Genomic DNA, 23,244 nt, shown 5'->3' on the forward strand with positions numbered 1-23,244 from the left:
AGATCCGGTTCATCTTTAGAACCGGGAAAGAAATCACGGTGGGGCTTTGAAAAGAAGGCAGGGTGTCAACATTGGATGCAAAATCGGACTCTACTAACTTAGAATTCTTTACCTGCCATGATCTTTCGACTTATCCATAGGGATACTGCGGTAAGTACGATCGTCGCGGTCAGTAGTATTCCTGCGTTTGTGAGTGGGGGTAGGGTTAAGGCTTTTGCTACCCATTCGAAGATTGCTTGTTTGTTGGAACCAACAAAGGATGATCCGGCGAATACCACGATGAATACCGCGACCAGAAAAAGCTTGGCTTTTTCCGGACCAAATTTGTAAAACAGTGGTAGCTGAATAATGGTCAACAACAAAGTGACCGCAAAGGCAAAGCTGGCCACCAAAACAGTATTTTTCCAAGGCATCTCAACCATTAAATAGGCAAGAACACCTGTAACCGCGAAAGCCACTACCCCAAGAGCGAGTGTAATCAGAAAATTTAAATTAACGAGTTCGTTTCTACTGATAGGTCCGGCAAGAATCGTTCGGTGCACCTTGGATTCAGCATCACGAGCAAAGGTGGCCGTAAAATAAAGCATTCCAATCATGCCAAAGATGAACGGAAAGATAATCAACTGGTTCGCATATATTCCTAGAGCGCAGGTTACGACTAGCACCAAACCTAAAACAGCTATGTACGTACGATTGGCAATAAGATCTTTATAAAAAGCGGCCCTCACTGATCTTCTCCTTTAATCGTGTAAACCATGATGTCCTCAATCGTCGGTCTAGTAGCTTGTACACCAGCAGGAACGGCCCCGGTGCGCACGATGACTTCTTGACCAAAATCATGACGGCGACGCCCTAATACTTGCGCGGAGTCAAGCTGGTTTGCTTGTTCATTGGTCAACGCCGCGATTCGCCAAGAATCTAAAAGTTCGTCTTTTTGTTCCATGAACTTCAATTTGCCCTCACGGATAAAAGCCACGTAGTCAGCGGCTTTTTCAATATCAGAAACAATGTGGGACGAAAACAGGATCGAATGGGTTGGATCTTCGATAAATTCGAGCATAATATCAAGCACTTCATCACGAATCACCGGATCTAGACCACTGGTAGCCTCATCAAAAATCAGCAAATCCGCTGCATGGGAAAGCGCCATCGCTAACCCCAGCTTCATCCGCATACCACGAGAAAGGTCACCAACTCGCTTAGACGAAGCGAGATCAAAACGTTGCTGATAACTAGCGTATGTTTCTGATTCCCAACTCTTGTACAGGCGCTTGCCAAGCTCGCCAGCATTCTTAACAGTAAAACTATCTGGCAGGCTAATATCGTCAAAAACTACCCCCACCCGCTCATGCGCTTGTGGGTTACCCATACCTGTAGGCTGCCCTAGCAGATCTATTGTGCCGGCATCAGGGTGAGCAAGACCTAAAATCAAACGCAGCGTCGTAGATTTACCAGCACCGTTCTCGCCCACGAAACCCACAATTGCCCCCTGGGGAACTTCAAGGTTAAGCGGACCGAGCGTAAATCCCGGATACTTTTTAACTAGTCCGTTGATTTCAATCACATTCATCGGATTCTCCTAATAAATCAATCAGCTCTTTCAGATCAGAAACAGACAAGCCAGCAATCCGAGCCGAGGTGAGGGCGGATTTCAAGTAGTCTTCGACTTTTTTACGCTGCTCTTCCTTGAGTAATTCAGTGTTTTTAGAAGCGACAAAGCTACCTCGCCCCTGTACGGAATCAATGAAACCCTCTAGCTCTAGCTCGTCATAGGCGCGCTTGGTAGTAATCACCGACACGCGAAGCTGTGATGCCAAACGCCGGATCGACGGCAGCTTGTCGCCGGGCGCTACCTGATCGTTGATTATTGCCGCCTTGAGCTGATTCTTAATCTGAGCGTAAACCGGATCAGAACTTGCATTACTAACGATGATATCCACGAACACCTCCTAGTGTTTATAGTGTACATGAACACTAGGATGAATTAGGTAGAACACTCCACATTCAGAGAAACATTTCAAACGCCATAACGCTCAACAGGGAAAACACGATACTCGGTAACGCAAAAGAGCACTTATCAGACCTGAAGTCCTAGCGAAAAGTAGTTGCTAGCCTTTTAGACACGCGGTAGTATGTTATACAAGGAACATGGTTAAGCAAGGAGGGGTTGTGTCTGAGTCACAGTTACGCAAGGGCGCTGTTGAACTGATTGTCCTTGGATTACTTTCGTCTCGTCCTTCTTACGGGGGGCAGCTTGTAGAGCGTTTTCGTGAAGAAGCGGGGTTGGAGATTTCTACGGGCACGTTATATCCGCTGCTTGCACGCCTCCGTAAATCAGGGTTGGTAGTTACGGCTTGGGAGGAGTCTCCGGTAGGGCCGCCGAGGAAGATTTATAAGCTCGCAAAATCTGGGAAGAATCGCTTATTGCAGATGCGCTCTGAGTGGGAGGCGCTTGATTGTGCTGTGAAGCGTACAACGCGGAAAGGAATACGGTGATGAAGTGGTTCGGTAAGGACATAGAAGGGCAGGCGCGAGTTTTGGGGATACCTGTCTCCGGGCTGTGGTTGGGGCGCTCTGATGCTGCGCTGGATGGTTTTGAACCAGAGAATCCGCGCTTGTTCATTCCTCGAAAATACGGACTGGGTTGGGACGTTAATCTGGGTGCTGTTGGTGTGCGTTTAGGGCTAATTCGACCCGATGATTCTCTACCGGACTTGGCCAGCTACGTCCCCACACGTCTAAAGCGCGGCATTAAGCTCACCACTATTGCCGGTGGGATTGGGGTTGGGTTCTTGGCGGTACTGCTCAGTCGCAAAGATCAGGTTCTCCTCCAGCGGTCAACACTCGGAGGGTCTGAAAGATTTATTAGCGGCAAGCAGGCTGCGCTAGCTCCAGTGGTTTTAACGACTGTTGCAGCACTAGCGCCACAGGTCTTTCGGCGCGATGACCCAGAATCCGAAGATGCCGTACGTTTGGCCAATCAGGCTGATTTGTTGGGTGTTGAAGCCTTGTCCATAGCCTGGCTTGCAGCAATGCGCCGGGCTGGTGACAAGCAGGAAATGAGCCGCCGGTCGATGGTGCCCATTGTTGCTTTATGGCCCCTCGTTGCTGGCGCTTGCCAACTCGCTTATATAAAAACCGCGTTAGCTAGGGTAAAAACCCGGCTACATAATTCAGGAGACAAGTAATGAACCCTATAGATAAACTGTTGGATTTGCCGACCCCAGCATTGATAGGAGTTTGCATCCTTATAGGATTGCAACTGGTAGCGGTGGTCTGGTCTTTGATTTGCTTGCTGCGTGATAAGCGAACTCACATTGCCGGTTTAAATCGCCTAGTGTGGCTCCTGGTTATCATCTTTGGCCAAGTGATTGGGCCAATCGTCTTTTTGGTTATGTACTTTCACGAACAAAGACAGCTTAAGGTGCAGCGTGAATATGAACAGAAAGCTACAGCCAAGCATCACCAGGTTGATGCGAGTTCAGTGGTGAGCAAGCTGTATCCGAAGGAATGAACATGGATTTAGCAGTCTGTACTAAAGATTTGTCCAAAATCTTCGGTAAGCACCAAGTACTAAACAACATAAATCTTCGAGTTCCTACCGGCTCCTGTTATGGGTTTGTGGGAGCGAACGGGGCTGGTAAAACCACCACCATGAGGATCCTTGCAGGACTGGCCGGAGCCAGTAGTGGTAGCGCCACCGTGCTGGGAGTTAGTCGAGGCAAACTTCCGGTCAAACCGATCCCTGGCGTGTCTTACCTGACTGATGTCCCCCAGATTAGCCCCTGGCTTAGAGCCAAGGATGCGCTCATCACTCTCGCCTGCCTTGGTGGAATCTCCCCAGACCTTGCAGCCGAAAGAAGCGACGAACTACTCAATCTGGTTAACCTCGACAAAGCCCCCGGAAGAATTGGCTCCTTTTCTAGAGGCATGAAGCAACGGATGGGAATAGCAGCAGCACTCGTTACTGCCCCGAAACTACTACTGATAGACGAACCAACCAGCGCTCTTGACCCGATCGGGCGAGCAGATGTTCTGGGGCTGCTACGCGAGTTAACCGGGCAGGTAACGATAGTATTTTCCTCCCACATCCTCAGCGATGTCGCTAAAGTCTCTACCCACGTGGGGATCTTGCATCGCGGTAGCCTGCTAGCTCAAGGACAGTTAGGCGAGCTGGTCAATCAGCAAACTAAACACGTTACGCTTGATGTCACGGTGCGTTCAGACGTTGCCACCGCCGTGGCGGAGGCTATCTACAGCCTCGACTCTGCCGCAAAGATTCACCCCACCTTTAGCGGCTTAGATGAACTTTTCACCAAACTGACTAAGGATGGCGGTAAAAAATCGTGAATACCTCGAGTTTCAGATTGATCTGGCGCTATCAAGCTGTCTGGATCCTACGCTCTTATGGGACATGGATGATAGGTGGGGTATTCGTTATCCTTGCTCTCACCCAAGGATTGTTTACCCAATACACGCCGCGAATCATCAGATTTCTGGCCGGATCAGAAGTAACCACGCTAATAGAGTCGCTACCTGAACCTTCCTGGCTGCAAGCCTACGCGGGATGGATAAAGAACCTTACCCAAATTCTTACCGTAATCCTCGTTGCAATGAACTCTTTTCGTTGCAGTGTGCTTACCGGCAATGGTGACATTCCTTTTATTTTCCCTGGTAGCGTGCAGCGCTCACACTACCTCATCAGCTTTGCTATCAGCAGCTGGCTATCTACCCTATTCCTTGCCGTCTTCAGCGCTACCCTAGCCTGGGCAGGAACGTCACTGTTATTCCCAGGCGCCAATCCCGCCCCGATCATATTGGCTAGTTTGGTATGGGCGCTACAAATCATTCTCATTCACGTAATACAGACTGCCGCAGCCACTGTTAAACCAGGCATCGGCATACCCCTTGCGGCCGGATTCGGAGCCTACCTACTAATAACGATGTCAGCGATATTTGTCCAGGAGGGCGACAAAACTCCCCTTGGCCTCGCCCCCATAATAAACAACCTCGCTCAGGACACACTCGAGGCACCGTGGATCTGGCCAATCACCAGCAGCCTACTGCTAATCATTGCGCTACTTTTCATCGCCACTTACATATACAACAGAGCAGAACTAGACTAAGAGCCAAGCACGGGCGACGCAAATAGATCCAATTAAAAATAGAAATAGAACCACCATCGCAAGCACTACAGCGAACGCCACCTGCCATCCGTTAGCTAGTTAACCCCCAAAACCCTATTCGAACAGGGAAAACACGATACTAGGTAACGCAAAACCCAAACCCGCTAACGCAAGCGATTTTTCGCACCCCCCTAAGCGATACTCGCTAACGCAAAGGGGTGCTTATCAAATCCGATGTCTAAGTGGAGCGGGCGACGGGAATCGAACCCGCATGACCAGCTTGGAAGGCTGGGGCTCTACCATTGAGCTACGCCCGCGATGCCAGCGCCGATGGGCGTGACTGTTCACGTGAACGAATCGATCGTAACGTGCCGGGGCTGAAAAGTGAAATCGAAAAACCACGATCTATCCCACAATCCGGATTGAGTGCGAGAATTGGTTTTCGTTCAGCGGATGCATTATCATTTCCAAGCGGTGAGAAACCGACCGGGGTGTAGCGCAGCTTGGTAGCGCATCTGCTTTGGGAGCAGAGGGTCGCAGGTTCAAATCCTGTCACCCCGACCATTTTCGATTTATTGTCATTCATTCCGAATGTGCCGTTCTTCTTGGGTTCTTCAGCTGTCCCCGTTGCGTTCCGCTCCTCTCGAATTTTCGAGGGTGGCTGGCCACTGCCTCTTCCTGTGAATCCATCGGTTACCCCCTTGTATCCATCGCGGCGAGGCCTCTGACTTCAGCACTTTGTGCCTCTGTACACACTGCAGTGAGACCCCTGTACCCAGCACGCTGCCGTGCTCTTGTGTTGCCTCCTGATCTGCACGTTGACACTCCCACACCCATCAAATATTGTATTGAACCAAACATATTATTCGGTTGACCGAAAACCTAACTTGGGCGTATAGTGAGAGCCGTTATCGTTAAGGGCTGGAAGGGAATACGACCAGCGGCATCACACATAAGGGGAGAAAGAGTGAAGAAGAGAACTGCGTGCCTTCGAGCAGCGATGGTCGCCGTGGCGGCGGCTAGTCTTGCAGGCTGTGGCAATACCCAGGCGAACATGTCAGGAGCGACCGCCGCGAATGGTCAATCCGGCGCACAACGCTCCTCCAACACAGTGAATGTGGTGGCTACAACCACCCAAGTGTGCGATTACGTCACGCAGATCGCCGGCAACGCCGATGAGCACTCGACGCTGGCGCTCAACAAAACTGACGCACAGGGCGCCACTCATGCCTTAGGAGCGCCAGCCCAGTCAGCCGCCACCACGATTAACCTGACGTGCCTACTCGCCCCGAATGCCTCGGCACATGAACACGAGATGACCCCGGCACAGGCAGACGCCCTTGCTCACGCCGACATCATGTTCGTTTCTGGCGTCGACCTGGAACACTTCCTTGACTCAGCAATCCAGGCATCTGGCTTCCACGGGATCATGGGAGTGACATCGGGAGTTCTGACGGCAGCGGAAGTCGACGACCCTGCCTCGGTGACTAAGCGTGAAAGCGACCTGCCCTACACCATTGATCGCGGCTCGCAGAAGGTCGATGTGCAAAAGTGGCCGTTCCCGCCTGAAGATGGTGCCGCAACACCGGAGTTTCAGTACGACCCGCATGTGTGGACCAGCCCGAAGAACGCCGCCATCCAGGTGCGCAATATCGGTGAAATCCTCGGCAAAGCCTCGCCTGACAACAAGGACCTCTTCGACCGGCACGTTGCGCAGTACACGCAGACCCTGACCGACCTGGACGGATGGGTGCGTGAAGCGATCGATTCGGTTCCGCCTCAGCACCGCGTCCTCTTCACCTCTCACGACGCATTCGGATACTTCTCCAAAGACTACGGCGTGAAGTTCATCGGCGCAGCCCTGTCGGATTTCAACAGCCAACAGGACGCCACCGCTGACCACATCAAGAAAGCCGCCCAACAGGTCAAGGACTCAGGAGCGGTTGCGCTTTTTGCAGAAAACTCCAACAACTCGAAGTCAATCGAGGCAGTTGCTCAGGCCGCCGGTGTCAAAGCAATCGTCGGAGACGACGCACTATACGGCGACTCCCTCGGACCCGACGGGTCGGCAGGACAAACCTACGTCGGCTCCATCACTCACAACGTGACGACGCTGGTCCAGGCGTGGAACGGGAACGTACCACAGCTGCCTGACACGCTCGCAGAAAAATAGGCAACGGAGCAAGGAAAGGCTATGGGCGCGGCACTCGAATTCGACAACTGCTCACTGGCATACGGCAATAAGACAGTGCTCACCGGAGTGGATGGCAGCATCCAGGCAGGTGAAGCGCTGGCACTGATCGGGCCGAACGGGTCAGGAAAGACCACGCTGCTGCGCGGCATCATCGGATCCGTCCGCGTCAGCGCCGGTCACCTTCGAGTGCCGCCAGGCTCAACAGTGGGATACGTCCCGCAACAGCTCAACTTGGACCCCACATTCCCCATCACTGCTCGCCAGGTAGTTGCGATGGGATACCGAGGTCAGCGGAAACTGTTTGGGCGGCTCGGATCGACCGGCAAACAGCGCATCGAGGACGCCCTCGCCAATGTCGGGATGAGTGATCGTGGAGACGTCCGGTTCGGTGACCTGTCTGGCGGGCAGCGTCAGCGCATCCTGTTGGCGCGAGCCCTGGTCGCTGAGCCGGCGATGATCCTGCTCGACGAGCCGTTCAACGGGTTGGATGAGCCGAACCGCCGTGCCCTGCTCTCCATCATCACCAACGCCAAGAACCAGGGCGTAGCCGTCGTGATCTCCACGCATGACCTCATCTTGGCTGACGCTACCTGTGAACGGGCACTGCTGCTGGCAGGCAGGCAAGTGGCATTCGGGCCAATCGCACAGGTACTGACACCGGAGCTGGTGGCAACGGCATACGGCGGGTCGGTGCCCGTCGAACTCGCAGCGACCAGCGCAGGTAAAGAGGAACACCGCGCTGATCGGCGTGCTCGCATCGCGCACATAGCGACACAGGAGTCCGAGCATGTGGGCTGAATGGCTTGAAGGTCTACGGCAGTTTCTGCAGCCACTACCTGGATGGGGATTTATTGCGTCAGCTCCGTACACGTTCAGGCCATTTGTCTTGCTGATTATCCTGGCCTGCGCCAGCGGAGTGGTCGGCGTGCTGGTCAACGTGCGGTGTGCGGAGTTCAACGCAGAAGCACTGGTTCACGGCGTCTTCCCTGGCATCGTAGTAGGTGCCCTTTATGGCGGCATCGACATGATCGTGCCCGGAGCTGCGCTATGTGCATGCGCAGTCATCGCAGCACTGGTGTGGGCCGGGCAGCGCAGCCACATTTCCGAGGGATCCACCGCAACGATTCTGACGACCTTCTTCGCACTGGGCGTGGTGATCTCGCTGAAAAAAGGCGACATGTCCGGCCAGCTGGAAGCGCTCATGTTCGGCCGACTGCTGGACGTGACCGATGCGCGCCTGGCGCAGTCCGTCCTCTTCTGCCTGCTCGCCATCGTGATCGTCGCCCTGACGTGGCGCGGCCAGGTAATCACCGCCTTCGACCGCGATACCGCTCCGGTTCTGGGAGTCAACACCCTCCTTGTCGACATTGTTCTCAACACCGCGATCGCCGCCGTTGTTGTATCAGCCGCTTCCGCCATCGGCGTCCTGCTGGTGATCGGATATCTGGTGATCCCTGGGGCAAGCGCTCGACTGGTCGCCCGCACCGTCGGGTGGATGATTCCCGTGGGGATTGCGGTCGGCGTCGGCGGGGCGGTCCTGGGGATGCATGTTATGAACTTGCCGGTTTCGCGCCCAATCTCACCGCAGGCTGCTGTCTCGCTCAGTGTGTGTGCCATGTTCGGGCTGGTACTGGCTGTGCGCACGTTGTACCGCATGTGCATGCGCGCACTGGACACCGGGCACGCGACGCAGCCTGTCGCCCACCCGATTCAGGGAGTGCGCCCATGATCTCGATGTGGACCATCATCGCCCTGCCGCTGGTTGAAGCAATCGTTGTGGGAGCTCTGTGCGGCCTGGTCGGATCCCTCGCCGTACTCAGCCAGCGCATCTTCTTCACTGAATCAATCACCCATGCCGCGTTCCCGGGCGCCGTCATCGGCGTGGTCGGCGCGGCGCTGGTCTCGAGCAGCCATGAGGCTTTGTCTCTGGGACTGTTCATCGGTGCTGGCCTGGCCTCACTCGTCCTCGCGCTGTTGATGCATGGCGTATCGGCCCTGAAAGGAATTTCCTCGCAGGCGGCCGCCGGAATCACGCTCACCGTGGGGTTTGCCTCTGGCTACTTCCTCAATAAGTGGTTCGCGCCCCTGCCGCTGCGAATCGATGGCTTCCTGACAGGATCCCTGCTGGCATGTACGCGCATCGACGTTATCGCGGCCGCCCTCGTCCTTATTGTCGCTGGGGGAGTGTGGGCGTTGATGGGCGGGCGGCTGGTAGCAGTCAGCTTCGACGCGGTGAACTACCGAGCCAGCGGAGGGCGGCCTGACCTGATGCGCCTGATTACCCTGGGTCTGATTATCGCGACGGTGACGGTCATTATTCCGGCGGTCGGCACCGTCGTGTCAATCTCCTTAATCGCCGCCGCACCCACCGTCTTGAAGGGGCGCGTCGCATCGACGCCGCGTTTCGTCGCACTGTCCACGCTCGCGTCTACCATTATTGCCGTAGTTGGACTGGGGCTTGCGGTCGTGTGTGGCCTGTCAGCAGGCGGCACGATCGCGTTGGTTGCAGGAGGCTTCTTCGTTATTGTCGAGGCAGGCTCACGCATCGCTTCGTCGAAACTCGCATCTGCGATATAGGCCAAAAGACCCAATAACCGCAGGTCATGGGTTAGTCTGTGCTCATAGGAGAAATCCTCCTACATAATGTCCGCGTGACGTCGTGTGAGCTTTGGCGACAACCTTGTCAACGCATCTGCAGGCACAGACGCCTGTCTTTTTATGCGCACGAGGGCACGGCGCTGCGCGCAAAAAGGAGAGAGCAATGGAAGGCACGATGCGCGCCCAGCGTCTGCATTCAGATCGCACCGTAACGATCGAGGATATTCCGATTCCCAAACCCGGTCCGAACCAGGTCCTCATCAAAGTTGCCTACTGTGGAATCTGCCATTCGGATATGGCGCTGATCGACAGTGATTTTCCCATGAAAATGCCGGAAATCACGCAGGGCCACGAGTGCTCGGGCACCATCGCAGAGATGGGATCGAATGTGCAGGGCTGGGAGATCGGCGACAAGGTCATCCCGCAGTCGGGTATGCCCTGCCTGAAGTGTCGCGAATGCCGCCGAGGTAACCGAGGCTCATGCCAAAACCTGCGCATTATGGCATTTGACTATGACGGTGCATGGGCGCAGTACACAGTGGCCAACGCTGAAGGACTCACCCGCGTGCCCGATGGTGTGCCGATGGAACAGGCCGCGATCCTCGCTGATGCCGTGGCAACCCCGTTCGGAGCAGTCAAGCACACCGGCAAGGTCTCGATGGGCAACGCCGTTGCCGTGTGGGGATTGGGTGGAGTCGGAACCCACATCGTCCAGCTGTCCCGGCTGGCGGGTGCGTACCCTGTCATTGGTATCGACATCAACGAGGGTGTGTTTGATCGAGCCAAACGTCTGGGCGCTGACTTCACGTTCCGATCCGACGACCCCGAACTGATGGACAAGATCAAGAAAGCGACGGGCGGGCGCATGATTGACGTTGCGTTCGACGCTGCCGGTCTTCAGGTGACCTTCGAGCAGGCAGTGCAGTCACTGGACTACAGGGGGCGCGCCGTGCTGGTCGGGCTGTCACGCCAGGAATTCCACGGCGGGAGCCTGTACGATTTTGGCGTCAAGCGCCGTCAGGCCATAGGACACCTGGGCTACGAAGTAGTGGACATCTTCCTGCTTGCTGAACTCGTCAAGGCTGGGCGACTGGATCTGTCCGAATCGGTCTCTCAGATCATCTCGCTGGAGAATCTGGAAGAAGGCCTGGACATCATGCGCAATAAGACAGGTAGCCCGATCCGTATAGTCGTCGATCCGTGGGCTGAAAGCTAGGGTGCCTCTCGGTGGCTGGCCGTTGGTCTGCAGCAGCATAGTGAGCCAGCCCCACCGATTCGACGCAAACTCACTGATCTGCCACAGTCGCCCTCGTTCGTCACAATGAGCGAGGGCGACTTGCGTGCGCCGCTCTACCTCGCCATGATCAAGTTGAGGGCGCGCGGCACGCATTCGATGTGCAAAGGCATGGGCATGAGACGCTCGCCGTCAGCAAATGCATCGAGGCCGCTGACTTCGATGTCAACACTGTGGGCACGGTACATGTGGACCTCCGGTACCTCCTCCAGGCGGTGCAGGAAGACCTTCGGAACTTTGCTGATCGCTTCGAGGCGATTGAGCGTTTCCACCAGGCTGATCGACAGCAGGCCGTCGCGGGGGTTAGCATGCGGACACATCATGATGCCGCCGCCATACGTCTTGGTAATGGCAATGGCGTTGAGAATTGTCGGGACGTGATGTGTGCCTTTGCCGTCGATGCGGATCGTTGTGCGCAGGGGGCGTAGGCGTGCGAACTCGATGCCCAGTGCCAGCAGGTAGCGTGAATTACCCTTCGGCCATCTGATCTGGTTGGCACGATCGTTAATCATTGAATCCACGCCCGCGCACATAATTGTTGCGAAGTAGCGTTCTTCCCCGTTCGCGTGGCTCATGAGGCCCACATCAACGCTGTCGTGGTGGCCGTCCACAATGAGTGATGCGGCTGCTCTGGGATCGAAAGGAATGGAATATTCGCGTGCCAGGTCGTTACCGGTGCCAGCCGGTATGACACCGAAGAGTTTGCCTGTGCCGACCACCTCCTGCAATGCAAGGTTGATCAGCCCGTCTCCGCCGCACACCACAATCGCGTCAATGGTTGGGTCAGCGACAAATTCGCGAGTGCGCAGGCTCGTCGTCAGTGGCAGGTAGCTGGCAATGGAGACCACATCGATGCCGCGATTGGCCAGAAACTCAGTGGCGCGCCGTGCCGCATCCATCGACGATCCCAAACCTGCAACAGGGTTTGTAATCAGTGCGATCCGACGGATCGGGCTCTGTGGCCGTGAATGGGGATCGGTCATACATACTCCGTTCATTTCTTGTTCTACGCCACAGCGATCGTCGCTGTCAGATGGGATGCATTTGATATAGTGTAGCGATTTAAGCGGGCGTGTCGAACAAGTATCCGCAGAAGCGCCGCCGTGTGACGCGAGGTAACCCCCCGTGCCACGTGCCCTATTCGCCTGAGGGCTTGCGGGCGCCAGGCAGGAAGAACGTCAGTGCACATCCCAGTCCGAGGGCTGCGCCGGCCACTCCCATTGCGCGCGACGTTCCGACGCTGAAAGCCTCCGACAGTTTGTCGATCACCTGATCGGTCAGTTCCGCTGGAACGCCTTCTGAACCGTCCGAGTCAGTCAGCGCCCGAATGGAAGCGCCAGCTGAAGGTGCGACAGACGCTTCGATGCCGTGACGTGCCTGCTCGGGCAGCGGCACATCGTCGAGGCTTCCCTGTACCTGTGAATTCACCGACGCAGCCAGGAACGTTGCAACCAGAGCAATTCCCAACGCTGTACCGACCTGACGTGTCGTGGACTGGGTGGCGGATGCCTGCCCCGACGTGCTGGGTGGCACATCAACCAGAATGACGGATGTGAGTTGCGCTGACGCCAACCCCAGACCAAAACCGTAGGCAACCAGTGCTGTGACGATAACTGCGATGGGCGTGTGGGCTGTCAGGCTGATCGCCAGGCTGAATACGGCAATGGATTCTATGGCCAGTCCGGCGCGCGCCACCCACGTTGCAGAAAAGAGACGCCCCAGTGGGGATGCTGAGCCACCTGCGATAAAGGCGCCTGCAGCCATTGCAGCCAGGACACCGCCTGATTGGAGCGGTGTGAGCATGCGGACGTTCTGAAGGTACAAAGGCAACGCGAAGAGCAGACCGAATTCTCCCACTGAGATTGCCGCAGCGGCCACGTTCCCTGCAGAAAAGCTTCGGAGCTTGAAAAGATTCAGATTCAGCAGGTGCGGCCCGTCCACTCGCAGCTGTCGCCGTTCCCACCAGATGAAAAAGCCGAGCAGGACGGCGGCCAGAGCAGCCGCCAGCGGCACAGGCGAGAGTGGCCATGACGTCCAGTCCTCATTGATCGGCTTCCACCAGCCCAGGTCACGCCCCTGAATCAGTGCGTAGACCAGAGCGGCGAAACCGATTGACGAGGTGATAAACCCGCCCGCGTCGAAACCGTGTTCGGAGCGTTCTCCATAAGTGTTGGGCACGAAGAAAATGCAGCCGAGCGCAACGATGATGCCGATCGGAACATTGATCAGGAAAATCCACGGCCAGGTGGTGCTCGTCGTGATCCAGCCACCCAGCAGAGGACCAACAGCGGCCATCCCTGAAATAACTGACCCCCACACGGCGAACGCAATCATGCGCCTCTTGCCTGTAAACGTCGCGTTGACAGTTGAGAGTGTTGTTGGAGAAACGGCCGCCGCTCCGGTGCCCTGCAGGAAACGTGCGATGAGCAGAGGAGTGAAAGTACGCGCCGTGCCGGCAATGATTGATGCGATAACAAAGATGGCGATCCCTGCCAGAAGGATGTTGCGTCGTCCCCAGTTATCGGCCAGACGTCCCACGGTGATCAGCAGCGCCGAGAAAATCAGCGCGTAGCTCGTTGTCAGCCATTGAGCCTGCGTGAATGTGAGCTCGAGGTCACGCATGATTGTCGGCAAAGACACGTTGATGATGGTGCCGTCCATAACGATCAGTGACAGTGCCAGAGACAGGAAAACGAGTGCGATCCAGGGGTGCGCCAGTGTTGATGACTGAGATGGCGCAGTGGACGCACTTTTCAGGGAGGTCGGTGTCATGCCATGATTATGACACACCGTCATTAAAGTGGCGCGCGGTCATCCGCCCGATGATTCAAGCTGGAGTTTCGACACGGCGCCGCGGTCGCCCTCGTTCATCGTGATTGCCGAGGGCGACCGGAGTGCTACACGGAAGGCGTTAAAGCTAGACCAAAGATCGGGACCGCCAGAGCCAGTACGGTGCCCATCACCAGGAAGATGCCGACGACGTTAAACCAGAAACCTGCCTTGATCATGTCGACGATGCGCACGTAACCCGACCCGTACGCGATGGCGTTTGGAGGCGTGGCGACCGGGAGCATGAACGCACACGTGGCAGCCAACGCAGCCGGGATCACGAAGAGCAGGATGTTCATATCGCCGTACCCAAGGCCGATGGCGACGCCGCCGATAATCGGCAGGAACGCGGCAGCAGTTGCGGTGTTGGAGGTGAGCTCCGTCAGAGCCAGGACGAGCGCCGTGATCGCGAACAAAATCACGATGATGGGCAGGGTGCGCAACTGCTCAACTGAGTGGCCTACCCAGTTTGACAGGCCCGTGTGAGAGAACTGGCCAGACAGAGCCAGACCGCCACCGAACAGCAGGATGATATCCCAGGGTAGGTCCTTCATTGACTCCCAGTTCATCAAACGCACCCCTCGCTTCGGGTCTGCCGGAATGATGAAGAGCAGCAAGGAGATCCCCATGCCGATAATGGTGTCGATCCCCTTGATCTGAATGCCGAAAAACTTCAGGAAAAAGGGCAGGAACACCCACAAGATGGCGGCGGCCACGAAGAGGATGCCGACGAGTAACTCGCCGCTGCCCATCGGGCCGAGCTTCTTCAGTTCACTGCGAATGAGCTTCTTACCTCCGGGGATTTCCGAGATTTCCGGTGGGAACAGAACATATGTCAGCAGGAACCATCCGATCGCCAGGAACGTCACCGCCAGTGGGACACCTACCAGCATCCACTGTCCGAAACCGATCGAAATATCGTGGTTTTCCTTCAGGTATGCCACCAGGAGCGAGTTGGGCGGAGTGCCGATGATGGTTCCCAGTGAGCCGATCGAAGCGGAATAGGCGATGCCGAGCATGAGGGAAATGGCGAACTTCGAGTGATATAGCTGCGTCTGCTTACTGATCGTTTCCGAGGCATCCTTACCTTTTTGAACGATTGCTGCCACGACGCCACCTTTTGTGGCGTCGCGAGCTGTGCCGGACACTGATTCAGCGTCGGCGGGTAGATCCTCAGAATCTGCCTGGCGGGAACCTTCGAGCTGGGAGACGAGCTGCAGCACCGACATTCCGATGGGCAGCATCATGACGGCGGTCGCGGTGTTGGACACCCACATTGACAGGAAGCCAGTCGCGATCATGAATCCTGCGACCAGTTGGCGAGGTTTCGTCCCGACCATGTTGACCACGGTCAGCGCGATACGTCGGTGCAGGTTCCAGCGCTGCATGGCGAGCGCCAGGATGAATCCACCCATGAACAGGTAGATCGTGTCCGAGGCGTACGGTCCGGCTGTTCCGGAAAAAGAATCGACCTGTAGGGCAGGGAAGACGACCATTGGAATCAGGGCAGTGGCGGCGAGCGGGATGGCTTCGGTCATCCACCAGATGCCCATGAGGATCGCGACCGCGGCCACGATGGGCAGGCCGTCAAGATTCATGGTGCTGAGCTTGTCGTCGGACAGGCCTTGTGCTGCGATGTCGGCGGCATTGTCGGGCATGATGAAGTACACCAGTACAGCCAGGAGCGGGCCTCCCAGCAGGCCCGCCATGCGCACAAGGTGGACGGTACGTGATGGCGCTACGTAGTCATCAGCTGCTGCATGTGATGACGATGTGTGAAGGGTAGGAATACTCATGGTGACCTTTCGTGACACAGAGGACGCGCCGCCCTCGACGGAGAATCCCAGAACAGATGCGCGACGCGGCGTACCATCGTCGGTCCGCCACCTGTATGCACTCTGGCGCATATAGGACTTTAGTCGCAGACATTATTGTATGGCACGCCACGACGCACGTCAGTCAATTGCGATGAGAAAAGTTACGAAAAGGACACAAAAGTAGGAAAAAAGCGTGTTCTGTTCCGGTCGGTTCTGGTCGACTGAGAAGCGGGGGAGTGGACGCTTTGTCACTTCTTCAACTCGATGGTCTTCTCCGGGACGGCCACCCGGGCGCGTACGCCCAGCTCCTGATCGAGCGAATCGACTAACGCCTGTGCAGCCTTATCTTCGCCATGCACGCACCACACTGAACGAGGCTGAGGCACCAGATCGCGTACCCAGTCCACCAGCTCCGAGCAATCTGCGTGTACGGAGAATTCCTCGTCGCGAATCACCTCGGCCTGCACGCTCACCCACGCGCCATGCATTTTCAGTTCGCGTGCGCCGTCCAGGAGCGCGCGCCCACGTGTGCCTACCGCCTGATAGCCGGTCAACACGACGGTATGAATCGCCTGGGGGAGCATGTGCTCGATATGGTGCAGGACGCGGCCGCCGGTGAGCATGCCGGAGGCCGACACAATGATGGAAGGCTCCTTAGGATCGTTGAGTTTTTGCGACTGTTCCTGGTCTCGCACCTCAATGAGATTCAGGTTGCTCAGCTTCAGGCCTCCCACTTCATCATTGAGTTCGCCGCGCGCACTGGCAGCCTGGTAAAGACGAAGCGAGGCGAGCGCCATGGGGGAGTCCACGTAGATTGGCACCGAGGGGATCTGGCCGGCAGTGACCATGTCGGATAGTACTTTCAGCACTACTTCAGTGCGGTCGACGGCGAACGCTGGAACCAGAACGGAGCCGCCGCGATCGATGGTTCGGCAGATGGCGTCACGGAACACTTCGTGCTTTTCGTGTCCTGGATCAGCTTCAAAGTGTTCACGATCTCCATATGTTGATTCGAGCAGAACCGTCGGGGCACCCTCGGGAATTTCTCGCGAGCGCAGAACGGGGTGCGTGGGTCGGCCCAGGTCACCGGAAAACAGCGCGTCACCGCCAGGTGTGTGGACGCGGATCGAAGCTGAGCCGAGGATGTGGCCGGCGCGCGTCCAGTGCGCACTGACCTGCCCGCCCACGTCAATGTCAGCGTCGAAATCGACAGCTCGCATCAGTGGCAGCGTGTCCTCAACGTCGTTGACCGTATACAGCGGTAACGGCCGACGGTGCTTGGAATACCCGTAGGTGCGTGCATGCTCGGCGTCGCGTTCCTGCAGGTAGGCAGAATCTCGCAGAACGATATGTGCCAGGTCGATAGTGGACGGTGTGGCCCAGATGGTGCCGCTGAAGCCCTGCTTGACCAGGCGTGGCAAATATCCCACGTGATCCAGGTGTGCGTGAGTGAGGAGAATGTCCGAAATGGAATCGGCCGGGACTGGAAAATCAGACCAGTTCTTGCGGCGGAGTTTTTTCTCGCCCTGATACAGGCCTGAATCGATGAGAATCCGTCGCTCGCCTCGTGGGGAGTCAACGGTTAGAAGATGCTTGGAACCGGTCACGGTTCCAGCTGCGCCCACGAAAGTTAAGGTCGTTGGAGCCATACCTTTACTGTGACGCAGATTACGTTGCGATGGGGACGTTCAGTGGTGCGTGTCGCACATTCGGTAGATTCATCCCACATATGACGGATCCCTTGCAGACAACGCCTGGGACTTGTCGTAGAATCGAGGGGTTGTCATGTGCCCGAAATACGGGCTGAAATCGAAACAAGACGTTGGAGTGCACACACGTGAAGAGCACTGTTGAGACCCTCGAGCCCACCAAGGTGCGCTTGACCGTTGAGGCCGACCATGAAGAAATCAAGCCTCAGATGGACAAGGCATACAAGGAAATTTCGAAGCAGGCGAATATCCCCGGTTTCCGTAAGGGACACGTTCCGCCGCGCATTATCGATCAGCGATTTGGTCGTGCCGCCATCATCGAGCAGGCAGTCAACGAGATTCTGCCTCGCCTGTACTCGCAGGCGGTCGTGGAAAACGAACTGCGCCCCATGGCTCAACCCAGCATCGAAGTCACCGAAATTCCGGCGACCAGCGGCCCGATCAGCGGCAAGCTCGTCTTCACCGGCGAGGTCGACATCGTTCCCGCCTTCGAAGTGCCCGAAATTACCGATGACATGACCGTTGAGGTTGACCCGGCGGATGTTACCGACGAAGACGTGCAGACCGAGCTGGACCGCCTGCGCGCCCGATTCGCCACGCTGAAGTCCGTCAAGCGCCAGGCTAAGACCGGCGACTTCGTCACCATCGACCTGACCGCAACGGTCGACGGTGAAGAGGTGGATTCGGTGTCCGAGGTTTCCTACGAAATCGGTTCCGGCACGATGCTGGATGGCCAGGACAAGGCTCTGCGCGGCACGCACTCGGGTGACGACGTGACCTTCACGTCCAAGCTCAAGGGCGGAGACCACGCCGGCGAAGAAGCTGAAGTGGCTCTGCATGTTCACTCCGTGAAGATGCGTGAAATGCCGAAGGTTGATGACGAATTCGCCCAGATGGCATCCGAATTCGACACTGCTGACGAACTCATGGAGGACATGAAGAAGCAGGCTGAGCAGACCAAGCGTTCTCAGCAGGCGCTGGACGCACGCGACCGTCTGGTCGAAGCACTGCTGGATAAGGTTGAGATCCTCCTGCCTGAATCCGTCATCGACGAGGCCGTTAAGCAGCAGCTGGGTGACAAGCCCACCGCCAAGAAAAAGAAGGAAGCCCGCGAAGAGCTCGAACTCGAGTTCCGTCGCGACATCCTCTCCGACGAACTGGCCAAGAAACTGGAAGTCCAGGTTTCCCAACGCGAACTGATCGACTACCTGATGCAGATGTCGCAGACCTACGGCATCGACATCAACCAGCTGATCTCTTCGCCCGAGGAAGTCCAGACCGTGGTTGCACGACTGACCCGCACCAAGGCCATCATCGAGGCCCTGCGTCTGGTCACCGTGAAGGACACAAACGGCCAGGCCATCGACCTGACTGAGTTCTTTGGTGATGAAGAAGCTAACGATGATGCAGCTGAAGGTGCAGACGAAGCGGCTGAGGATGCAGCTGAGGCCGACGATGCAGCCAAGACTGAAGACGCAGAGGCAGCAGAAGCTGACGAGAAGTGATCGAGTAGCGGATCACCACTGACACGCGGGGCAGGAACCAGGAAGCGTTCCTGCCCCGCCTGCATGAAGTGAGCAGCAAGAGCGTGCATGAGTGCGCGTGAACGTGCGCCGTCAGCGAAAAGTGCCAATCCAGGCCGACGGCACAGTGCGAAACCGGTAGGTTGGACATCAGTGATGAAAAATGCCCGATGGAAGGACGTCAAGTGAGTGAACAGCGCGTGAGAGGCGCCGACGGCGCGCAGCCTCAAAGCTCGTTCGGAGATGCTGTCTACCAGCGTCTGCTCAAGGAACGCATTATCTGGCTGGGAAGTGCAGTGGAAGACGAAAATGCGAACGCAATCTGCGCGCAGATGCTGCTTCTGGCTGCTGAAGATCCCGACCGCGACATCTACCTGTACATCAACAGCCCCGGCGGCTCGGTCACCGGCGGCATGGCCATCTACGACACCATGCAGTACGTCAAGCCGGATGTTGTCACCGTGGCCATGGGTCTTGCAGCGTCCATGGGGCAGTTCCTGCTCACCGCAGGCGCACCCGGCAAGCGTTTCATCACCCCGCACACGCGTGTCCTCATGCACCAGCCCTCAGGCGGGGCCGGTGGTTCGGCCACCGACATTCGCATCAACGCCGAACTGATTCTCAAGATGAAGCGCGAACTGGCGGAAATCACCGCTGAGCGCACCGGTAAGTCCGTCGAGCAGATCCTTGCGGATTCCGACCGCGACCACTGGTTCAGCGCTCAGGAAGCAATCGAATACGGATTTGCCGACAAGATCGTCTCCACACCGCAGGAGATCGGCCACCGTGCCAACGACGCGCAGAACGGAGAGAACTGATATGTCCAGCACTGCTCCTTACTTTGACGCAATGGCCCGTCAGATGCCGCAGGCCCGCTACGTGCTGCCCACCTTCGAGGAGCGCACCGCCTACGGGTACAAGCGCCAGGATCCGTACGCCAAACTGTTCGAGGACCGCATCGTGTTCCTCGGAGTTCAGGTTGACGATTCGTCGGCTGACGATGTGATGGCTCAGCTGCTCGTGCTGGAGTCTCAGGATCCCGATTCAATGATCACGATGTACATCAACAGCCCCGGCGGCTCGTTCACTGCGATGACCGCCATCTACGACACCATGCAGTACGTCAAGCCTCAGATCCAGACCGTGTGCCTGGGGCAGGCCGCCTCGGCTGCCGCCGTGTTGCTGGCCGCGGGCGCGCCCGAACGCCGACTCGCACTGCCGAACGCTCGTATCCTGATTCACCAGCCTGCGATGGAAGGCATGCACGGTCAGGCCTCGGACATCGAGATCGTGGCCGATGAGATTGACCGCATGCGCAAGTGGCTCGAAGACACCCTGTCGAAGCATTCAGGCGTCAGTTCGGAGCAGGTACGCCGCGACATTGAACGCGACAAGATCCTCACTGCTGAGCAGGCCCGCGAGTACGGTCTGATCGACCAGGTGCTCGAGCCGCGCAAAGCCCAGTAACTGATCGCCGGCGCGTAGTATCGCTGGCTCAGATACGCGCGGTGCTGCTCGCATGTATCAGCAGGTGGTGCCAGTCACTTTGTCCAGCGCGCCGAGTTGTTCGTGAACAAGTCGCCCTCGTCAATTATGTGACACCCGACCGGGAAACCTCACATGATTGGCGAGGGCGTTCCCACGCGCGCCGGTTCGCCCACTGCGGATGGCTCCATTAGGCTAGAAACACGCGCATGGAGGTGTGCGGATCGAATGGGAGGCGCGTCATGGCACGGTTGACGGATGGGGCAGAACTGCTCAAGTGTTCGTTCTGCGGCAAGACACAAAAACAAGTGCGCAAGCTGATCGGCGGCTCCGGTGTGTACATCTGCAACGAGTGCATCGAACTGTGCAACGAAATCATCGAAGAAGAGCTGCAGACTGACAGCGCGCCCACGCAGACCCCGCTACCCAAACCGCGCGAAATCTTCGACTTCCTTGACTCGTGGGTCATCGGTCAGGACCGCGCCAAGCGCGCACTATCCGTAGCAGTCTACAACCACTACAAGCGCGTGCGCTCCAGGGAAGCCGGAAACGATGAGGATATGCAGGGCACCAAGTCCAATATTCTCATGCTGGGTCCAACCGGAACCGGGAAAACCCACCTGGCCCGATCACTTGCCCGCATGCTGCACGTTCCGTTCGTGATTGTGGATGCCACTGCGCTGACGGAGGCAGGGTATGTGGGCGAGGACGTTGAAAACATCCTGCTCAAACTTATCCAGGAAGCCGACGGCGACATCAAGAAGGCTGAACGCGGCATCATCTACATTGACGAGATCGACAAGATTGGCCGCAAGGGCGAAAACGCGTCGATCACGCGAGACGTATCGGGCGAGGGCGTCCAACAGGCACTGCTCAAGATTATTGAAGGGACCGTCGCATCCGTCCCGCCTCAAGGCGGTCGCAAGCATCCGCACCAGCAGTTCCTCGAAATCGACACATCCGGCATTCTGTTCATCGCGGCCGGCGCATTTGCCGGTATCGAGGAGATCGTGCGGGCGCGCCTTGGACAGCGCTCCACAGGTTTTGCCTCGTCACTGAAATCCTCTTCCGAAATGGGTGACATTTACGAATCAGTCACGCCCGAAGATCTGCACAAGTTCGGCATGATTCCGGAATTTATCGGCAGGCTCCCGATCCTCACCTCAACGAAACTGCTCACCGAGCAGGACCTGGTTCGCGTCCTCACCGAGCCGCAGGCATGCCTCGTCGCCCAGTACCAGCACCTGTTTGAGCTGGACGACATGACGCTGGAATTTACCGAGGACGCGCTGATGGAGATCGCCTCTGAAGCCAACAGGCGAGGTACGGGCGCGCGCGGCCTGTCCACCATTATGGAAAAGACGCTGTCCGACCTGATGTTTGAACTACCCAGTCGCGACGATGTCGGCACCGTCGTCATTACCCGCGATGTCGTCACCGGCGAGGGGGACGCGGAACTGTATGCCCCTGGTGAGGCGAAGACTCAAAGCGCGTAGCCGCCTTTGCCGGAGCGGGTGTGCCCGGCAGGAAGACATGCACGCGTCGAAGACGACGCAGCACGTAAGACAACGAGGGGAGTGCTGATATGAACCAAACATCTGACCCGAGTGCCGCCAGTGCCGGCACGCAGCCCGCTATTCCTGTAGAACTCAGCCAGGCACGCGAAACGATCGACAATATTGATGCTGCGCTCATCCACATCCTGGCGGAGCGGTTTCGCTGCACGAAGCGCGTAGGGTTCATCAAGGCGGAGCACGATATGCCGCCTGAAGATCGGGCGCGTGAGGCGCGGCAAGTGGCGCGATTGCGGCGTTTGGCGGAAGAAAGCGGGCTGGATCCGGACTTTGCGGAGAAGTTCTTGGCCTTTATGGTGCGCGAGGTTATCCGACATCATGAACACATCAAGCGCAATTTTGGAAACGAGGAGTGAACGGGGCGTAACACGTAAATGACATCGTTCACAAAGTGGGGCCAGTGACCGTATCATAGAGATAGTTCGTCAGAACTGTAATCACGTCATACACTTTCGAGGATATGAGGGCAATGGCAATGAGCCAAAACACCAATACTCCCCCTAATTATGGGCAGGATAACCCTAATTATGGGCAGGAGAATCAGTACAATTCGTCCGGCTCCGATGCGTACGGATCCCAGTCTCAGCAGTACCAGGCTGGACAGCCATCGCCATACGGCCAGCCGGGGCAGTACCAGCAGGCGAGCCAGTATCAGCAGGGAGCAAATCCTGTGGACACCGGCAGCATCGGATGGGCGGTCCTGGGATTCTTCGTCCCGATTGTCGGCCTGGTTTTGTGGTTGGTCTGGAAGGATCAGCGTCCGAACGATTCGCGCATGTCGCGTAACGGCTTCCTGGCATCACTGATCGTGTTCGTTGTTCTCATGATCATATGGTTCATCATTGTTGCGATAGTAGCAGCGAGCGCCTCCGTGTCCATGTCCTAATCCGCGGCACCAGGAACGCGCAAGGCGGCAGATATCCTCAGCGATATCTGCCGCATTTTTGCGTATTTCGAATTCTGCGATTCGAGATACGGCAATGAAATTCTAAAATTTCTCTTGACGTGAAGATAATAACAGGGGTATTGTCCGAAAGAAATATGTGAGCTGAAGGACAGGGAAGTAACTGGCTACATGAGGATTCACCGAGCCAG

At 56.8% G+C, this 23,244-nt stretch carries 23 protein-coding genes and 2 tRNA genes; 17 read left to right on the forward strand and 8 right to left on the reverse strand.

Annotated elements, in window-relative coordinates; all coding sequences use genetic code 11:
- Window positions 1-98 precede the first annotated feature (98 nt).
- From AC1DA5_RS00660 to AC1DA5_RS00670, 3 genes are read right to left on the reverse strand one after another with little or no spacing between them, the layout of a single operon-like run.
- Window positions 99-728 carry an ABC-2 transporter permease gene (locus AC1DA5_RS00660; RefSeq protein ID WP_285014456.1) on the reverse strand — a complete coding sequence of 210 codons (630 nt, stop codon included), beginning with the start codon at window positions 726-728 and terminating at the stop codon, window positions 99-101.
- On the reverse strand, window positions 725-1,570 hold the full coding sequence (locus AC1DA5_RS00665) for an ABC transporter ATP-binding protein (protein WP_285014458.1): 846 nt from the start codon (window positions 1,568-1,570) through the stop codon (window positions 725-727). The genes AC1DA5_RS00660 and AC1DA5_RS00665 overlap by 4 nt, the downstream gene beginning before the upstream one ends.
- Window positions 1,557-1,940, reverse strand: coding sequence for a GntR family transcriptional regulator (locus tag AC1DA5_RS00670; RefSeq protein ID WP_480289027.1), 384 nt, complete (start codon window positions 1,938-1,940; stop codon window positions 1,557-1,559). The genes AC1DA5_RS00665 and AC1DA5_RS00670 overlap by 14 nt, the downstream gene beginning before the upstream one ends.
- A 208-nt stretch (window positions 1,941-2,148) precedes the next feature.
- On the opposite strand from AC1DA5_RS00670, the gene AC1DA5_RS00675 reads away from it, so the two are divergent.
- Genes AC1DA5_RS00675 through AC1DA5_RS00695 form a run of 5 tightly spaced genes read left to right on the forward strand, consistent with a single transcriptional unit; the run spans window position 2,149 to window position 5,126 of the window.
- Window positions 2,149-2,496 carry a PadR family transcriptional regulator gene (locus AC1DA5_RS00675; RefSeq protein WP_257590396.1) on the forward strand — a complete coding sequence of 116 codons (348 nt, stop codon included), beginning with the start codon at window positions 2,149-2,151 and terminating at the stop codon, window positions 2,494-2,496.
- Complete coding sequence (locus AC1DA5_RS00680) at window positions 2,496-3,188, forward strand: DUF5808 domain-containing protein (protein ID WP_285014460.1); 693 nt, start codon at window positions 2,496-2,498, stop codon at window positions 3,186-3,188. Before AC1DA5_RS00675 ends, AC1DA5_RS00680 begins: the two co-directional genes overlap by 1 nt.
- A complete protein-coding gene (locus tag AC1DA5_RS00685; protein ID WP_092648400.1) occupies window positions 3,188-3,514 on the forward strand; it encodes a PLD nuclease N-terminal domain-containing protein in 327 nt (108 codons plus the stop codon). Before AC1DA5_RS00680 ends, AC1DA5_RS00685 begins: the two co-directional genes overlap by 1 nt.
- A gap of 2 nt (window positions 3,515-3,516) precedes the next feature.
- On the forward strand, window positions 3,517-4,350 hold the full coding sequence (locus tag AC1DA5_RS00690) for an ABC transporter ATP-binding protein (protein WP_285014463.1): 834 nt from the start codon (window positions 3,517-3,519) through the stop codon (window positions 4,348-4,350).
- Complete coding sequence (locus tag AC1DA5_RS00695) at window positions 4,347-5,126, forward strand: hypothetical protein (RefSeq protein ID WP_285014464.1); 780 nt, start codon at window positions 4,347-4,349, stop codon at window positions 5,124-5,126. Before AC1DA5_RS00690 ends, AC1DA5_RS00695 begins: the two co-directional genes overlap by 4 nt.
- Before the next feature lie 243 nt (window positions 5,127-5,369).
- On the opposite strand, the gene AC1DA5_RS00700 is transcribed toward AC1DA5_RS00695, so the two are convergent.
- Window positions 5,370-5,443: transfer RNA gene (locus tag AC1DA5_RS00700), tRNA-Gly, on the reverse strand.
- Window positions 5,444-5,613: 170 nt separating this feature from the next.
- Between AC1DA5_RS00700 and AC1DA5_RS00705 the strand changes: the two genes are divergently transcribed.
- The 6 genes from AC1DA5_RS00705 to AC1DA5_RS00730 all read left to right on the forward strand — a co-directional run bounded on the left by AC1DA5_RS00705 (window position 5,614) and on the right by AC1DA5_RS00730 (window position 11,134).
- Window positions 5,614-5,690, forward strand: a tRNA-Pro gene (locus AC1DA5_RS00705).
- 436 nt (window positions 5,691-6,126) lie between these two features.
- A complete protein-coding gene (locus AC1DA5_RS00710; protein ID WP_082628482.1) occupies window positions 6,127-7,299 on the forward strand; it encodes a metal ABC transporter substrate-binding protein in 1,173 nt (390 codons plus the stop codon).
- Window positions 7,300-7,320: 21 nt separating this feature from the next.
- Window positions 7,321-8,118, forward strand: a complete 798-nt coding sequence (locus tag AC1DA5_RS00715) for a metal ABC transporter ATP-binding protein (RefSeq protein WP_285014465.1) — start codon at window positions 7,321-7,323, stop codon at window positions 8,116-8,118.
- Window positions 8,108-9,049, forward strand: a complete 942-nt coding sequence (locus AC1DA5_RS00720) for a metal ABC transporter permease (RefSeq protein ID WP_285014466.1) — start codon at window positions 8,108-8,110, stop codon at window positions 9,047-9,049. Before AC1DA5_RS00715 ends, AC1DA5_RS00720 begins: the two co-directional genes overlap by 11 nt.
- Window positions 9,046-9,897 carry a metal ABC transporter permease gene (locus AC1DA5_RS00725; RefSeq protein ID WP_058236351.1) on the forward strand — a complete coding sequence of 284 codons (852 nt, stop codon included), beginning with the start codon at window positions 9,046-9,048 and terminating at the stop codon, window positions 9,895-9,897. Before AC1DA5_RS00720 ends, AC1DA5_RS00725 begins: the two co-directional genes overlap by 4 nt.
- Window positions 9,898-10,081: 184 nt before the next feature.
- Window positions 10,082-11,134: a zinc-binding dehydrogenase gene (locus AC1DA5_RS00730; RefSeq protein ID WP_480289028.1), complete on the forward strand. Its 1,053-nt coding sequence runs from the start codon at window positions 10,082-10,084 to the stop codon at window positions 11,132-11,134.
- A gap of 134 nt (window positions 11,135-11,268) precedes the next feature.
- On the opposite strand, the gene AC1DA5_RS00735 is transcribed toward AC1DA5_RS00730, so the two are convergent.
- The 4 genes from AC1DA5_RS00735 to AC1DA5_RS00750 all read right to left on the reverse strand — a co-directional run bounded on the left by AC1DA5_RS00735 (window position 11,269) and on the right by AC1DA5_RS00750 (window position 17,507).
- On the reverse strand, window positions 11,269-12,195 hold the full coding sequence (locus AC1DA5_RS00735) for a diacylglycerol kinase family protein (protein ID WP_193600044.1): 927 nt from the start codon (window positions 12,193-12,195) through the stop codon (window positions 11,269-11,271).
- A gap of 154 nt (window positions 12,196-12,349) precedes the next feature.
- Entirely contained in the window at window positions 12,350-13,984 is a 1,635-nt protein-coding gene (locus tag AC1DA5_RS00740) for an MFS transporter (protein WP_480289029.1), read from the reverse strand.
- Between the two features lie 125 nt (window positions 13,985-14,109).
- Window positions 14,110-15,837: an SLC13 family permease gene (locus AC1DA5_RS00745; protein WP_070727568.1), complete on the reverse strand. Its 1,728-nt coding sequence runs from the start codon at window positions 15,835-15,837 to the stop codon at window positions 14,110-14,112.
- Between the two features lie 269 nt (window positions 15,838-16,106).
- The gene (locus AC1DA5_RS00750; protein ID WP_480289030.1) at window positions 16,107-17,507 is read right to left on the reverse strand and encodes an MBL fold metallo-hydrolase RNA specificity domain-containing protein; all 1,401 of its coding nucleotides are present in this window, start codon (window positions 17,505-17,507) and stop codon (window positions 16,107-16,109) included.
- A 188-nt stretch (window positions 17,508-17,695) separates the two neighbouring features.
- Between AC1DA5_RS00750 and tig the strand changes: the two genes are divergently transcribed.
- From tig to AC1DA5_RS00780, 6 genes are all read left to right on the forward strand, one after another.
- Window positions 17,696-19,072, forward strand: coding sequence for a trigger factor (tig, locus tag AC1DA5_RS00755; protein ID WP_480289031.1), 1,377 nt, complete (start codon window positions 17,696-17,698; stop codon window positions 19,070-19,072).
- 203 nt (window positions 19,073-19,275) lie between these two features.
- Entirely contained in the window at window positions 19,276-19,908 is a 633-nt protein-coding gene (locus AC1DA5_RS00760) for an ATP-dependent Clp protease proteolytic subunit (protein WP_480289032.1), read from the forward strand.
- A gap of 1 nt (window position 19,909) precedes the next feature.
- Window positions 19,910-20,557: an ATP-dependent Clp protease proteolytic subunit gene (locus tag AC1DA5_RS00765; protein WP_058236358.1), complete on the forward strand. Its 648-nt coding sequence runs from the start codon at window positions 19,910-19,912 to the stop codon at window positions 20,555-20,557.
- A gap of 260 nt (window positions 20,558-20,817) precedes the next feature.
- Window positions 20,818-22,071: an ATP-dependent Clp protease ATP-binding subunit ClpX gene (gene clpX / locus AC1DA5_RS00770; RefSeq protein WP_058236359.1), complete on the forward strand. Its 1,254-nt coding sequence runs from the start codon at window positions 20,818-20,820 to the stop codon at window positions 22,069-22,071.
- Window positions 22,072-22,160: 89 nt separating this feature from the next.
- Complete coding sequence (locus AC1DA5_RS00775) at window positions 22,161-22,505, forward strand: chorismate mutase (RefSeq protein WP_058236360.1); 345 nt, start codon at window positions 22,161-22,163, stop codon at window positions 22,503-22,505.
- Window positions 22,506-22,618: 113 nt separating this feature from the next.
- Window positions 22,619-23,035: a hypothetical protein gene (locus AC1DA5_RS00780; protein ID WP_083314523.1), complete on the forward strand. Its 417-nt coding sequence runs from the start codon at window positions 22,619-22,621 to the stop codon at window positions 23,033-23,035.
- Window positions 23,036-23,244: the final 209 nt, after the last annotated feature.

Source organism: Pauljensenia sp. C0254C2 (genome assembly GCF_056583835.1).

Bases quoted from the DNA above. Each gene is read 5' to 3' on its own strand.
- AC1DA5_RS00730 (WP_480289028.1), top strand. From the start codon at position 10,082: ATGGAAGGCACGATGCGCGCCCAGCGTCTGCATTCAGATCGCACCGTA.
- AC1DA5_RS00735 (WP_193600044.1), bottom strand. From the start codon at position 12,195: ATGACCGATCCCCATTCACGGCCACAGAGCCCGATCCGTCGGATCGCA.
- AC1DA5_RS00720 (WP_285014466.1), top strand. From the start codon at position 8,108: ATGTGGGCTGAATGGCTTGAAGGTCTACGGCAGTTTCTGCAGCCACTA.
- AC1DA5_RS00745 (WP_070727568.1), bottom strand. From the start codon at position 15,837: ATGAGTATTCCTACCCTTCACACATCGTCATCACATGCAGCAGCTGAT.
- AC1DA5_RS00775 (WP_058236360.1), top strand. From the start codon at position 22,161: ATGAACCAAACATCTGACCCGAGTGCCGCCAGTGCCGGCACGCAGCCC.
- clpX (WP_058236359.1), top strand. From the start codon at position 20,818: ATGGCACGGTTGACGGATGGGGCAGAACTGCTCAAGTGTTCGTTCTGC.
- AC1DA5_RS00765 (WP_058236358.1), top strand. From the start codon at position 19,910: ATGTCCAGCACTGCTCCTTACTTTGACGCAATGGCCCGTCAGATGCCG.
- AC1DA5_RS00690 (WP_285014463.1), top strand. From the start codon at position 3,517: ATGGATTTAGCAGTCTGTACTAAAGATTTGTCCAAAATCTTCGGTAAG.
- AC1DA5_RS00740 (WP_480289029.1), bottom strand. From the start codon at position 13,984: ATGACACCGACCTCCCTGAAAAGTGCGTCCACTGCGCCATCTCAGTCA.
- AC1DA5_RS00685 (WP_092648400.1), top strand. From the start codon at position 3,188: ATGAACCCTATAGATAAACTGTTGGATTTGCCGACCCCAGCATTGATA.
- AC1DA5_RS00725 (WP_058236351.1), top strand. From the start codon at position 9,046: ATGATCTCGATGTGGACCATCATCGCCCTGCCGCTGGTTGAAGCAATC.
- AC1DA5_RS00780 (WP_083314523.1), top strand. From the start codon at position 22,619: ATGGCAATGAGCCAAAACACCAATACTCCCCCTAATTATGGGCAGGAT.
- AC1DA5_RS00750 (WP_480289030.1), bottom strand. From the start codon at position 17,507: ATGGCTCCAACGACCTTAACTTTCGTGGGCGCAGCTGGAACCGTGACC.
- AC1DA5_RS00715 (WP_285014465.1), top strand. From the start codon at position 7,321: ATGGGCGCGGCACTCGAATTCGACAACTGCTCACTGGCATACGGCAAT.
- AC1DA5_RS00710 (WP_082628482.1), top strand. From the start codon at position 6,127: ATGGTCGCCGTGGCGGCGGCTAGTCTTGCAGGCTGTGGCAATACCCAG.
- AC1DA5_RS00680 (WP_285014460.1), top strand. From the start codon at position 2,496: ATGAAGTGGTTCGGTAAGGACATAGAAGGGCAGGCGCGAGTTTTGGGG.
- AC1DA5_RS00665 (WP_285014458.1), bottom strand. From the start codon at position 1,570: ATGAATGTGATTGAAATCAACGGACTAGTTAAAAAGTATCCGGGATTT.
- AC1DA5_RS00675 (WP_257590396.1), top strand. From the start codon at position 2,149: ATGGTTAAGCAAGGAGGGGTTGTGTCTGAGTCACAGTTACGCAAGGGC.